Here is a 12,359-nt window from a genome sequence, read left to right as displayed (position 1 = left end):
TGGTGTAAGTATGCTGATTATTAGCGACAAAAGCAGTAAGAATTTAATTATGAAAAAATCTGCTCTTCTGTTGCTATTTTTGGCTTTCTTTTTATCTACACAAGCGCAAATAGTCACGGAAGTAAAAATCGAAGGTAACAAACGTACACGTACTCATTTTTTAAAACGTTTGGCATTTGTAAAAGAAGGCAGTGTTTTAGACACTTCAAGAGTTGCATCAGATGAAAGACGCTTTAGATTGTTGCCATCTGTTGCGAGCGCATCTTCTCAAATAGAAAAAATTGATGAAGATAATTATAGAATAGTCTATAAAGTTGTGGAAAACTTTGCTATAATTCCAGGGCTTAATGTATCTCAAGATGTTAACGATGATATCGCTTATCGTGTTTCGTTATTCGATTTTAATTTTTTAGGTCAAAACCAAATTATAGGTGGGTTTTATAGTAAAAATGTTTTCGATTCTTATGGGTTTTTCTGGGAAGCTCCAAATTTAATTACGCGTAAATGGGGAATAGGTGTTAACTATCAAAATAATGTTTTACAAGAACCCATTTTCTTAGATAATAATGATGAGGTAAATTATAAGTTTGATAGTAGAGCTTTTGAATTTACAGTATTTTATGAGCACAATTTTAAAAACCGTTTTGAGCTAGGTTTAAATTTTGCCAACATTGATTACGACTTTATAAATGGTAATCTGCCGGCCAATTTACCATTAGAGTTAGGTGTGGATAGAGTGTCTGTTGTTGGTCAATATGAATATAATAACATTACAAATGAGTTTCAGTATGTAGAAGGTTTCCGAAGTATTTTTAATTATAGCTTTACACTAAATAGTAGTGGCAATAACGATTTACTTCGAAATTTTTTCATTGGCAGAAATGATTTTGAGTACTTTAAGCGTGTTGGAGAAAGAGGGAATTGGGCAAATCGTTTACGCTTAGCATACGCAACAAATGATACGACTCCATTTGCGCCATTTGCGTTAGACAATCAGCTTAATATTCGTGGAGTAGGTAATGTCATAGATAGAGGAACAGCTTCAATAGTTTTAAATACTGAATATCGTTATACGTTTTATGAAAAAGGTTGGTTCGCTATGCAAGGTAATGTGTTTATTGATGCTGGTACATGGCAGGATCCAGGTGAAAATCTCAGTGATTTAATAGAAGGTAAAAATGCAAGTGCATTTACTGGTTTAGGATTACGCTTTATTCATAAGCGAATTTTTAATGCGGTATTTAGAATTGATTATGGTGTTAGCCTTGGAGATAAATCAAACAACGGAATTGTATTTGGAATTGGCCAATATTTTTAGATAAATCTTACCTTTGGTTTTTTCCCAACTTATGCGCTTAATCACTGCTGTATTACTTTTATTATCTGTACTATCACTATCTGGCCAAGAAGATAGAGTAGTAGATGTAACTGTCCAAGGTAATAAAAAGCTTAAATCTTCTTTTGTGCTCAAGGTTGCTCTTGTAAAACCTGGGACTAAACTAGACTCTTTAGTTTTAGAAGAAGATATAAAATTACTGAAGCGATTACCGTCTATTGCACATGCTTACTATCAAGTTTTTCCGGCAAATAAACCTAATGAATATAATGTCTTTTATAATATAGAAGAGAACTTCACTATAATTCCGTCGGCAAACGTCTATACAACTAATGACGACGAATTTGCTTTTAGAGTCGGTTTGTACGAATATAACTTACTTGGACAAAATATTACTTTTGGAGGGTTTTACCAGTACGACGTATTCAATTCCTTCGGTATAAATTTAAGAGCGCCCTATTTGTTTTCAAGAAAATTGGGTCTAGCATTAAATTATCAAGACTTAACCACTTTAGAGCCTGTTTTTTTTAATAACTCTTCTGCAAATTATAGGTATAATAATACGTCTATGGAGGGCTTGGTTATTTTTCAGCCTAACTTTAACCACCGAATAGAAGCAGGTCTTAATTATTTTACTGAAGATTACGAATATAGAGAAGGTATCACAAGCCCTGATGTACCGTTAGAATTGAACGTTAAAAAATTACTGTATAAGGTGATATACGAGTACAATAATATCAATTATTACTATCAGTATTTAGAGGGTTTTCGGAGCGTTTTTAATTTTCAATATGTAACTTCGAGGGATGACGTACTTCCAGAATTTGTTATTGGTTGGAATGATTTTCTATATTTTCATCGATTTGGTGAAAAAGGAAATTGGGCAAGTCGACTTCGATTGGGATTAGCAACTAATGATGATACCCCTTTTGCACCATTCTCAGTAGATAATAATCTTAATGTTAGAGGTGTTGGTAACGTCATTGACCGCGGTACAGGTGTAATTGTTTTAAATACTGAATATAGACATACTCTAGTTGATAAAGATTGGTTTGCACTTCAAGGTAACGTCTTTGTTGATGCTGGAAGTTGGCGAAATCCAGGTGGAGATTTTGGAGATTTTGGCAACTCAGAAAATGTTAGGATTTACCCAGGAGTTGGTATAAGATTTATTCATAAAAAAATCTTTAATGCCATATTTAGGATTGATTATGGCTATGGCGTTACACAAGATGCTACAAATGGTTTTGTGTTTGGTATTGGGCAGTATTTTTAATCCAAATTTAATTCTACTTCATTTTTATTTAGTTTTAGACCACTAGATTTGCAGAAATAATATTGATATGCGAACAATTGCGATTGGTGATATACATGGAGGTTTAAGAGGATTGACTCAAGTTCTAGAAAGAGCTAATGTTACACCTAATGATACTTTAATTTTTCTTGGTGATTATGTGGATGGGTGGAGTGAATCTGCACAAGTTATTGAGTACTTAATTGAATTATCAAAAACTAATCAATGTGTTTTTATAAAAGGTAACCATGACGCGTGGTGCGAAGAATGGTTGGCTTATGATATTATAAATGAAGTCTGGTACGCTCATGGAGGCAAAGAAACTATAGAAAGTTACAATGCTTTTTCAGAAGAAGACAAAAAAAAACATTTCATCTTTTTTGAGTCCATGGATATGTATCATATCGATACTAATAACCGGTTATTTGTTCATGCAGGTTTTGCATCAATGCATGGCGTGAAAAAGGAATATAATATCCAAACTCTATATTATGACCGCACATTATGGGAAATGGCTTTAACTATGGATAAGCGTATTGAAAAACACTCATACTTATACCCAAATAGACTAAAGCATTATAGTGAAATTTATATAGGCCATACACCAACACTAAATTATAATAGTCGACAGCCTATGAATGCCATAAACGTTTGGAATGTTGATACTGGAGCTGCTTTTACTGGACCTTTGTCTGCAATGGATATAGATACAAAAGAAGTGTACCAGAGCGATACACTTATTAATTTATATCCCAATGAAAAGGGTAGAAATAAATAGCTATTCTAACACCAAACTCCCTTTAAGCTTAAACTCGTCTGCAATGGCATTTTCTTTCATCTTTTTAAAGAAGCTAGGTGAGTTGAACTTCACACCATATAGTGTTCTATCCATTGAAATATTAAATGTAAGTTCTGAATAGTCATTGTTCAATGCGACAATGAAAGTTTCGTCTTTTTCAATATCTTTTATTTTCATCTTACCGGTAATAATGGCTTTTCCATTATTGATTTGCACCGGTTCCGAAATAGAATAAGAAGCTTCTTTATAAGTGTTAACTTCAAAAAAGTCTTTACTTCTAAGATGTTTTTTTAAATCACCATTTTCATGATCTAAGCTTTTCATATCAATAATAATATTCAAAGATGTTATTGAATCGTTGTCAATGGTAATACTTCCGTTTTTCACATTGAGTGTTCCAGTTAACGAATACGCATTAAATGCAGCCTTTCCTGTCCAATTAATTGAACTTTTTTTAGTGTTTATTGTTTTGCTTTGCGAAAAACCATTTGCAATGCATAGAACTATAATAAGAGTTGTTATTTGTTTTAGAGTTTTCATTTTTTTGAAGTTTTATTTATTTAAAAGATTAGAAGTAGTATTGATGGTTTCATAGCCGCAAACGATCTCACCTTTTTCAGTTGTGCCTATAAAGTACCACATAGCCCAGCCACCAAAAAGACGATTGTCTACACGCCAATTATCTACCCAAACATAAGGTTGCCCTTGTTGCATTATTTGTTTTTTAGTGCCGAAGTTTTTGTCCAAATCTTTTAGGTCGTAAGATTTTCTTAGGTTCCATTGCTTATTATAATAGAGATAAGCACCAAATTCAGTTATGGTAATACTACTGCTTTTTGATAGTATACCAGTAGCATGTTTCCAATAGTATTTGTCTTTGATTTTAATTGGATCATTTTCCTTAGGAAAATGCATGACATCAATAGCTACTTTTATATTTTGAAGTTTTTGAGGTAATTCATTTTCTGGTGGAGTTCCGTAGTTAACTTGTGCATTGCATAATTGAGCAACTATTAAAAGCAATACTGTGATTTTTGTTTTCATCATTTTTTAGGTTTTTTGAATTTGATGAAACAAAGATGCCATATCTACATACGCGAGTCGTCTCAATTCTGTATTTGAGACTTATTTAAATATAAGTTGTGGTGTCAATTAAGAAAGCGAGACTTCTAATTACTTGTTTTTAGGTGGCTTGGAGATTTTCCTGTTAATTTTTTGACTGCGCGATTAAAAGATGCTTTAGAATTAAAACCAGCTTCAAAAGCAAGACTTAAAAGGGTGTAATTTTTGTTTTTTGAATCTTTAAGTAGCGTTTTTAGTTCTTCAATACGATAGGTGTTTACAAAATCATTAAACTTTTGCTCAAAAATCAGGTTCAAACATTTTGTTGTTAAGTAGGATTTAATACCGAGAGATTTTGACAAGGATGTTAGTGTTAAATTTGGATTTTTGTATAACTTTTCCTCTGACATTAAAAGCTTAAGTTTTTCTGCAATATCATTTAGCAGATTTTTTTCTTTAGGATCTAATACCGATTTAAACTTTAGTATTTGCTTATCTTTTTTATTAAAACCTTCAATGCCTAGCCAATATGTAATTAAGGCCATTCCTATAAAAATTGGGTAATGGTAAATACGATTAAAAGCATAATCAAAGAGTAAGAAGTCAAGTACCACAATACTAATTACAATCGCTGAATAAACCTTCATAACCTTTAAAACAGTTTTTATCCATGAGCTATGCTCGGGTATTATCTCGTAAGTTTCAGTTGCTGGTTTGGCTAATAATTTTTCGGACTTAATAATGTAGAATATTATTAATAATCCACTAATAATATATTGTGTTGGCCAATGCATCCACACTACATAGCCCCAATAGCCAAGCCACGTTAGGCTTTCTCGAGTACCATCCCAAAAGAAATTTTGTGATTTAATAAAGTTGCTCCAAACAAACTCTATTAGTACGGGTAAAAAATGAATCCAATCCGATTTAAGATTTAGTTTAAAATTTGGTGTCACATACGCTTTGACGAAGACGTAAATGAGTGCGCCATAAATCCAATTATATTCTAGAAGAATATGATACCAAGTATCGTAATTACCAATTCCGAATAATTTTAAAACTTCAACTAAAAGGCGATAAGCAAAAAACCATAAGATAACAGCCAAGAATGTATTGGCTATTTTATTTATGTTTTTATTTCTCCAGAGGATAATGCCATAAACAATACCTTGAATAGCTCCAATGGCAAGAATTATAGCGAGAACAATTTCGAATGGTTTCACTTACTAAAGATACATAAGAATTTTATGAACTTTTTAGCTTAAGTGTTTTTTGTAATACTGATAGATGTCATCAGAGTTTGCACCAAACCAGCACTTAACGTAAATAGTCCAATAGTGGTATTGAATTTTCCATATGCCGTGCTTCTTGTATAATCGCGCTGAGGTTTTGAGCTTTTTATTAATCACTACAAATTGATTGCGTTTGTACAATTCATTAATCAGAATATTATCTTCATAGATGTTATAGTTCTCATCATAACCACCAATGTCATCAAAAAGCGCTTTGGTGATAAATTGGCTTTGATCACCACCACGGCAAGCACGCCATTTAAACTGTGTTAACCAACTAGCAAGATTCAACCACCAATGATTGCAGTCAAATTGCATTCTGAAACAACCAGCTTTATTTCCTTTTTTTACTTCATCAATTATTAAAGTGTCAAAGTTTTTAGGCGGAATAGAATCAGCATGCAGAAAATATAGAATGTCTCCACTAGATGCTTTAGCACCAACATTCATCTGTTTAGCTCGCCCTTTTTCCGAAGACATTAATTTTACGAGCTTAAAACTAGATACAATTTTTTGAGAACCATCAGTACTGCCACCATCTACTACTATAATTTCAGGAACATTTAAACCTGAAGAATTCACAATAAGGTAATTTAGTAAACTGCCTATGTTTTTGGCTTCGTTTAGTACTGGTATTATTATAGAAATTTTAGTCATTCAAATCCCAACTGTAATCCTTAAAACTTCTTTTGGCTTTAGCAGAAATCTCAATGTCAGAATATTGGTTTAGAAAATCAATCAAAGTTCCATTGGTCTTAAAATCTTTGGCAAACCATTTAAAAATCTTGGACAATTTTAAGTTGTCTTCTGAAATTTCGTTTCTTGAGGTATCAGATAAAAATTCTTCGGTAGCATTAGTTAATTGATCTTCTAAATTACCTGCAGTAAAGGCTTCATTTTGAAGTTTTGGACACGAAAAAGACGCGCATACAATAGCAAAGTGAATTCGCGGTTCGTCCATTTTTCGCAATATCTGATGTTCAATTTCATCTAAATTATACCATTTATCACCCAATTGCCAAAAGCGTTGTTTCCAAGGGTCTTTAATATCTTTAATGCTGTTTAGTGGATAATGTCTTAAAATTAAATCTATAGTCAAAGCATTATAAGCATTAATCCAATAGGCTAATTTATCTTCTTTAGACCAGGTATCTTCAGGTAAATTTTCTCCTAATGAAGAAATGTATTCCGTCAATACAATCCTTTTATTTTTAATGGCATCATAATCCACATTGCCTTCTTTCGAGACATGAGTTTGAAGCAATTGATGGTAAGAAGAATGGTTAAAAGCCTCAACCGGTTTTTTGGCTTCTGTTAATGGTTTTACAGTCTCGGTATTGGTGTTTGAAAATTCTTTTACTTTTTCAACTTTTTCTTTCCTTTCAACCTGTTCTTCTACAACCTCTTTTACAGGTTCAGTAGTTTGTGTTTGTTGAGTAACTTCTTGTTTTTGAGCTTTATTTTCAATCGCTTTTTTACTTCCACCACAAGACGCTAATAGAAGAAGTGCAAAAACGTATAATGATAATTGTTTCATGCGTTTAGTGTATTTTTAGAAATGCCTATAAGGGCTCTATTTTTTGTTTAATGGGTACATTTCTTGACCTAAAAAATCTTTTGGGAAATTTTCATCACCTTCAAAACCTAACTCAATATAAGTGCCTTCATAAGGCACATAATTGGTTTTAAAAAGATAATCCCAAACACTTAAAGTAAGTCCGAAATTTACACCATACCTTACATCTTTTGGCAAGTCTTTAGCATGATGCCATATGTGCATTTTAGGATTGTTGAATATGTACTTAAAGAAACCATAGTCCCAACCCAAGTTTGCGTGGTTTAGATGCCCAATTGTCAAGGCAAAGAAGTGCACAATGGCAACATCTGAAGCATCAAAGCCACCAATAATAGCTATAGGAATATATAATAACGATTTGTATACAACAGGTTCCATCCAGTGGTATCGCAAATGCGCAGCAAACCCCATTTGCTTAACGCTATGGTGAACTTTGTGAAAATTCCATAAAAAAGGAATACGATGTAACAATCTGTGCGTATTCCATTGTACAAAATCTGAAATAATGAAGAAAATGAATAAGCCCAGTACTATTGGCAAATTATCTACATCAAAGAGTTGTAAACTGCTTACAGTTAAACCAATGATGCCTAAAATATCATTAAATAATTCTGCCGCAGTGTTCGATAATGCAATTAAAACAATAAGATTAAGCAAAAAGAAATTAAAGAACATATAAAAGGTGTCTAGCCAGAAATCTTTTCTAAAAATTGCCTGATTTTTACGCCAAGGAAAAGCAATTTCTAATAGCCAAACAGCGATTGAAATTAAGATTAATCCATAAAAATAATTATCCCAATGATTAATGTTAATCAATTCGTTTTTAAGATAGTTCCAATACCCTAAGTACGAATTTTTAATAATGTCAATATACTTTTCCATGCGTTCATCAAAGATAATAATATCTTAAAGCTTAAAGTGGTTAGATTTTATGGAATCAATTGTAATGCAAATATCAAATTCTAAATATGGGTAGTTTTAATTAAGAGTTTAGTAATAATTAATGCTGAAAATTGTTGTAAAAACAATTATATTGCAAAGGATACCCCTTTGACTATGCTGGATAAAAATCGAATAAAAAATTTACTAGATGATGCAACTGAAGATACTTTAAAACAAGTGTCTGGACAGGATGCTACATTTTTATACGCCGAATCTGCTTCGAGTCCCATGCATATTGGCTCTTTAACGATTATTGAAGGCTCGCTTAAATTCGAAGATTTTAAAGCACATTTGGCTTCAAAAATGCATCTAATGCCAAAATTTAGGCAACGACTTCTCAATGTGCCACTTAATCTGGATTATCCTTATTGGGTGGACGATCCCAATTTTGATATCGACTTGCATATTACTCGAATTAAACTTCCGGATCCATCCAATTGGAAAACACTTCGCGATGTTACAGCCTCAATCTTTAGCAGACCATTAGATCTTCGCCGACCATTATGGTCTATTCATTTTATAGAAGGAGTCAATGAAATAGACCAGTTGCCAAAAGGTTCTGTTGCACTAGTAGTCAAAACGCATCATGTCATGATTGATGGTAGCTCTGGTGTGGGCGTTATGGGCTTATTGTTCGATAAGAATAAGTCAGCAGAAGATAAAGTACATGAGGTACCCAAACCATATGATCCGGAACCACTTCCAGATGAATTGAGCCTGTTATTAAAAAGTTCTAAGAAGTTTTTAAAAGACCCGCTTAAAATCCCTAAGAATATCAGCGAAACAGCTTATGCTTTTATGAAAAGCGGGGCTACTAATAAATTCATAAAGAAAAAAAGAGTAAAAAGTGGTAAACGTTTTGTGCCAAAAACCATTTTTAATAATAATGTTTCAGCTAAGCGCACTTGGGGAACCGCAATTTTAGATTTTAAAAGAATTTATGCATTACGCAAAGCAACAGGTGTAACAATAAACGATTTAATTATTGCCATTTGTGCAGGCGCAATTCGACGTTATTTGGTAGGTAGAAATAAATTACCAGCGCAATCTTTAGTAGCAAATGTTCCTATTTCTATAAGAGATAAAAGTGAAAAGCAAGAAATGAATAATCAGATTTCTAATATGCTTATTCAAATAGGAACTCATATTGAAGACCCATTAAAGCGTCTCGAATTTATTAACGATCAAACGGATAGAGGAAAAACGAGACATAAAACCATTGGTGCTAAAACCTTATCTAAGATGGCAGATTCAGTGCCGTTTGGTTTAGCAAATTTAGCTGCTAAAGCATATAATAAATACAATATTAAAGATTTACATCGACCGCCATTTAATGTCACTATTACCAATGTTCCTGGTCCATCTGGAGAACTATATCTTAAAACACATAAAGTAGTTACGGTATTTGGTCTCACACCAGTTTTAGATGGCTTCGGTTTAATTATTGCTGCATTTAGTTATAATGGTCAAGTCACAATTACAACTACCTCTGATGCTAAAACAATGCCTGATGCCGATGTTTTTTCCCGATATATCCGTGAATCAGCAAATGAGCTTGAAGAATTAATTAAAAACAAACCAAAGAGCAAAACTACAGAGGCTACCAATGCAACTTTAAAAAGTTCAGTATTTTTTGATGCACTCAGAAAGTTTATAAAATCTAATTCAGATGCTTTTAATTCTGCCAAAGATGTATTCGAGTTTAATGTTACTTCTAATAATCAAGAAGCTTTTTGGAAATTGGACACAACTAAAGCAAAACCAGAATTAAGAAAACAAAAATCTGCAAAACCATCAGCTGCAGTTTCTATAGATGATGACAATTTATTTGCGCTTTACAAAGGAAAATTACTTTTTAAAGAGCTTAAGATTCAGGGTAGAATTAAATTTTCTGGCACAAAAACTGGAATACATAAGCTCGAGCATCTTATCCTACAATTTTTAAATCAATAATGAATTACGATACTAAGACTTATACCACTAGAGATAATCTAGAGATTTTCTACTACCATTGGAAATCGCCAAATAAACAGCCCAAAGGCATTGTGCAAATTTCACATGGTATGGGCGAGCATGCTGGTCGTTACAAGAATATTGCTGAAATTCTTCAAAAGCAGGGATATGAGGTTTATGCCAATGATCATCGTATTCATGGTAAATCGGTAACTTCAGTAGAGGAGTTGGGTGTTTACGATGGTGCTAATTATTTTGATGATGCCGTTGAAGACATGAAGGAATTTGCGGATTTAATCAAAAAAGAACATCCTAATGAAAAGCTCATTCTATTTGGTCATAGTATGGGTTCGTTTTTTTCGAGAGATTATGTTACTAAGTATGGTGATGATGTAAAGTTATTAGTGCTATCAGGTACGGCGAGTTTTATAAAATTTATGGGAACCGTAGGTCTTATTGGTGCAAATGTGGTCAAATTCTTTAAAGGTGGTAAGCCTAGTAACGATGTGCTTAAAGCCATGTTTTTTAATGAATTTAGCAAGAAGTTTAAACCTAATAGAACTAAGGTTGATTGGATAAGCTCTGATGAAAATGAAGTTGATTTATTTGATAAAGACCCACTGCGTATTGAAGATTTTTCGACCAAAGTGTTTATTGATATCATAAGTGGTAATAAAAAAGTAAACGAAAGAGAAGCTTTTAAAACTACACCTAAAGGTATTCCTATTTACATGTTTGCCGGCGAAAGTGACCCTGTTGGTGAAATGGGAAAAGGGGTTAGAAAAGTTGCTAAACAATATAAGAGAGCAGGAATTAAAGACCTTACCTTGAAGATGTATAAAGGACGTCATGAAATGCTTAATGAGGTAAATAAAATAGAAGTTGAGAAAGATTTTATTAATTGGTTAAATGCCAAAGTTGAAGCTATAAATTAACGTGGAAAAGAGTAAAAGTTTATATAGAGCATTTACAAGGTTAGCTATTAAACTAGCTATTCTTAAAGGAAAAACATTAGAAGAAGCAAAAGCACTGATACTAGGTTTGTTTGAAAATCATCCTTTTGAAAAGGTTATTATCAAGTCTATAAAAAATGATGAATTCGACAAGAAGACTTTAAATCAATTATCTGAAGAATGTTTAAGAATTTGCCGAGATTTTGGTCCTGATAGGGATTATGTAACCTTGGTTTTAATGCTTAAAAAAATCAATAGAGTTAGAGTAAAAGGTGTTCCTAGTGATAAGTCTACGTCTGCGTTTTTAAAACATTTTAAAAAGGAAATACAAACCATAAACAAAAATATAGATGCGCCACCAATGTACAATGTGCTCTTAGAGACACGTTCGGTTATTGAGTGGTCAACAATGTTTGGCATCTATCATATTATTCCTAAGCAGAAAAAAGGAAAAAACAAACCCGTATTGTTGATGCCACCTTATCTTGGTAATGATTATTCAACCAGATTTGTTCGCAAATACTTAAAATCTGTTGGGTTTAAAACCTATAAGTGGGAATTGGGTGTTAATACAATCAACTCTAAATACATTCCTAAACTTGTCGAAAAATTAGATGAAATCTATGAGAAACATCAAGAAAAAGTAAGCCTTGTTGGTTGGAGTGGTGGCGGTATTTTTGCCAAAATTATCGCCAATAGATACCCAGATAAAGTAGAGCAATTAATTACAATTGGGTCTCCAGTTTGGGGTGTGAAGAATATGAAAACGCCTTTGGTAAAGACCTTAGAATTCTTTAGAGGAAAAAGTCTAAAAGAGCGAAATAATCAGATTTTAGAAGAACTAGAAGAAATACCAAATGTTCCAATAACTTGTATTTACACAAGAACAGATGGCTTGGTGCCATGGAAAAATTGCCTCGAAGCTGAAACATATAGAAGTGATATAAAAAATGTTGAGGTCTTTGGCAGTCATTGCGGATTAGGTGCAAATGCTTCTGTTTTAGTAACTGTTGCCAATACTTTAATTGAAAATACGCAAGGCGAAGCGCCAAACGGTTTAGTTACGCAAATAGAAAGTTTCTTTTTCCCGAAGTTCTGGCAACAAAAAAAGAGTGATATTATTAAAGGATTAATGCTAAAGACATAAGCATC

12 protein-coding genes are annotated in these 12,359 nt (G+C 32.8%); 6 read left to right on the top strand and 6 right to left on the bottom strand.

The window, feature by feature from the left end:
- The first annotated feature begins 49 nt into the window (after window positions 1-49).
- The 3 genes from ED556_RS11960 (at window position 50) to ED556_RS11950 (ending at window position 3,408) form a co-directional block, all read left to right on the top strand.
- Entirely contained in the window at window positions 50-1,318 is a 1,269-nt protein-coding gene (locus ED556_RS11960) for a POTRA domain-containing protein (RefSeq protein ID WP_296324068.1), read from the top strand.
- Window positions 1,319-1,349: 31 nt separating this feature from the next.
- Complete coding sequence (locus ED556_RS11955) at window positions 1,350-2,612, top strand: outer membrane protein assembly factor (RefSeq protein ID WP_296324066.1); 1,263 nt, start codon at window positions 1,350-1,352, stop codon at window positions 2,610-2,612.
- Between the two features lie 67 nt (window positions 2,613-2,679).
- Window positions 2,680-3,408 carry a metallophosphoesterase family protein gene (locus ED556_RS11950; RefSeq protein ID WP_296324063.1) on the top strand — a complete coding sequence of 243 codons (729 nt, stop codon included), beginning with the start codon at window positions 2,680-2,682 and terminating at the stop codon, window positions 3,406-3,408.
- Here the strand turns inward: ED556_RS11950 and ED556_RS11945 are convergent, their stop codons facing one another.
- The 6 genes from ED556_RS11945 to ED556_RS11920 all read right to left on the bottom strand — a co-directional run bounded on the left by ED556_RS11945 (window position 3,409) and on the right by ED556_RS11920 (window position 8,241).
- Window positions 3,409-3,969 (bottom strand): YceI family protein, encoded by a 561-nt coding sequence (locus ED556_RS11945; protein ID WP_296324060.1) that lies wholly within the window; start codon window positions 3,967-3,969, stop codon window positions 3,409-3,411.
- 12 nt (window positions 3,970-3,981) lie between these two features.
- Window positions 3,982-4,476 carry a hypothetical protein gene (locus ED556_RS11940; protein WP_296324058.1) on the bottom strand — a complete coding sequence of 165 codons (495 nt, stop codon included), beginning with the start codon at window positions 4,474-4,476 and terminating at the stop codon, window positions 3,982-3,984.
- Between the two features lie 122 nt (window positions 4,477-4,598).
- The gene (locus tag ED556_RS11935) at window positions 4,599-5,714 is read right to left on the bottom strand and encodes a helix-turn-helix domain-containing protein (protein ID WP_296324055.1); all 1,116 of its coding nucleotides are present in this window, start codon (window positions 5,712-5,714) and stop codon (window positions 4,599-4,601) included.
- A gap of 33 nt (window positions 5,715-5,747) precedes the next feature.
- Window positions 5,748-6,440 (bottom strand): TIGR04283 family arsenosugar biosynthesis glycosyltransferase, encoded by a 693-nt coding sequence (locus tag ED556_RS11930; RefSeq protein WP_296324052.1) that lies wholly within the window; start codon window positions 6,438-6,440, stop codon window positions 5,748-5,750.
- The gene (locus ED556_RS11925) at window positions 6,433-7,320 is read right to left on the bottom strand and encodes a DUF547 domain-containing protein (protein WP_296324049.1); all 888 of its coding nucleotides are present in this window, start codon (window positions 7,318-7,320) and stop codon (window positions 6,433-6,435) included. The genes ED556_RS11930 and ED556_RS11925 overlap by 8 nt, the downstream gene beginning before the upstream one ends.
- Window positions 7,321-7,356: 36 nt before the next feature.
- On the bottom strand, window positions 7,357-8,241 hold the full coding sequence (locus ED556_RS11920; RefSeq protein ID WP_296324046.1) for a sterol desaturase family protein: 885 nt from the start codon (window positions 8,239-8,241) through the stop codon (window positions 7,357-7,359).
- Window positions 8,242-8,415: 174 nt separating this feature from the next.
- On the opposite strand from ED556_RS11920, the gene ED556_RS11915 reads away from it, so the two are divergent.
- The 3 genes from ED556_RS11915 to ED556_RS11905 are packed head-to-tail and all read left to right on the top strand — an operon-like array spanning window position 8,416 to window position 12,354.
- A complete protein-coding gene (locus tag ED556_RS11915; protein ID WP_296324041.1) occupies window positions 8,416-10,254 on the top strand; it encodes a wax ester/triacylglycerol synthase family O-acyltransferase in 1,839 nt (612 codons plus the stop codon).
- Window positions 10,254-11,189, top strand: coding sequence for an alpha/beta hydrolase (locus tag ED556_RS11910; protein ID WP_296324038.1), 936 nt, complete (start codon window positions 10,254-10,256; stop codon window positions 11,187-11,189). Before ED556_RS11915 ends, ED556_RS11910 begins: the two co-directional genes overlap by 1 nt.
- Before the next feature lies 1 nt (window position 11,190).
- Complete coding sequence (locus tag ED556_RS11905) at window positions 11,191-12,354, top strand: alpha/beta hydrolase (RefSeq protein ID WP_296324035.1); 1,164 nt, start codon at window positions 11,191-11,193, stop codon at window positions 12,352-12,354.
- The last annotated feature ends 5 nt before the right edge of the window (window positions 12,355-12,359 follow it).

This window comes from Winogradskyella sp. (assembly GCF_003712105.1).
GTDB lineage: Bacteria > Bacteroidota > Bacteroidia > Flavobacteriales > Flavobacteriaceae > Winogradskyella.
Note: the sequence above shows the minus strand (reverse complement) of the source record. Positions and strands in the feature narration are given on the sequence as shown.

Bases quoted from the DNA above. Each gene is read 5' to 3' on its own strand.
- ED556_RS11940 (WP_296324058.1), bottom strand. From the start codon at position 4,476: ATGATGAAAACAAAAATCACAGTATTGCTTTTAATAGTTGCTCAATTA.
- ED556_RS11925 (WP_296324049.1), bottom strand. From the start codon at position 7,320: ATGAAACAATTATCATTATACGTTTTTGCACTTCTTCTATTAGCGTCT.
- ED556_RS11930 (WP_296324052.1), bottom strand. From the start codon at position 6,440: ATGACTAAAATTTCTATAATAATACCAGTACTAAACGAAGCCAAAAAC.
- ED556_RS11920 (WP_296324046.1), bottom strand. From the start codon at position 8,241: ATGGAAAAGTATATTGACATTATTAAAAATTCGTACTTAGGGTATTGG.
- ED556_RS11945 (WP_296324060.1), bottom strand. From the start codon at position 3,969: ATGAAAACTCTAAAACAAATAACAACTCTTATTATAGTTCTATGCATT.
- ED556_RS11915 (WP_296324041.1), top strand. From the start codon at position 8,416: ATGCTGGATAAAAATCGAATAAAAAATTTACTAGATGATGCAACTGAA.
- ED556_RS11960 (WP_296324068.1), top strand. From the start codon at position 50: ATGAAAAAATCTGCTCTTCTGTTGCTATTTTTGGCTTTCTTTTTATCT.
- ED556_RS11910 (WP_296324038.1), top strand. From the start codon at position 10,254: ATGAATTACGATACTAAGACTTATACCACTAGAGATAATCTAGAGATT.
- ED556_RS11950 (WP_296324063.1), top strand. From the start codon at position 2,680: ATGCGAACAATTGCGATTGGTGATATACATGGAGGTTTAAGAGGATTG.
- ED556_RS11955 (WP_296324066.1), top strand. From the start codon at position 1,350: ATGCGCTTAATCACTGCTGTATTACTTTTATTATCTGTACTATCACTA.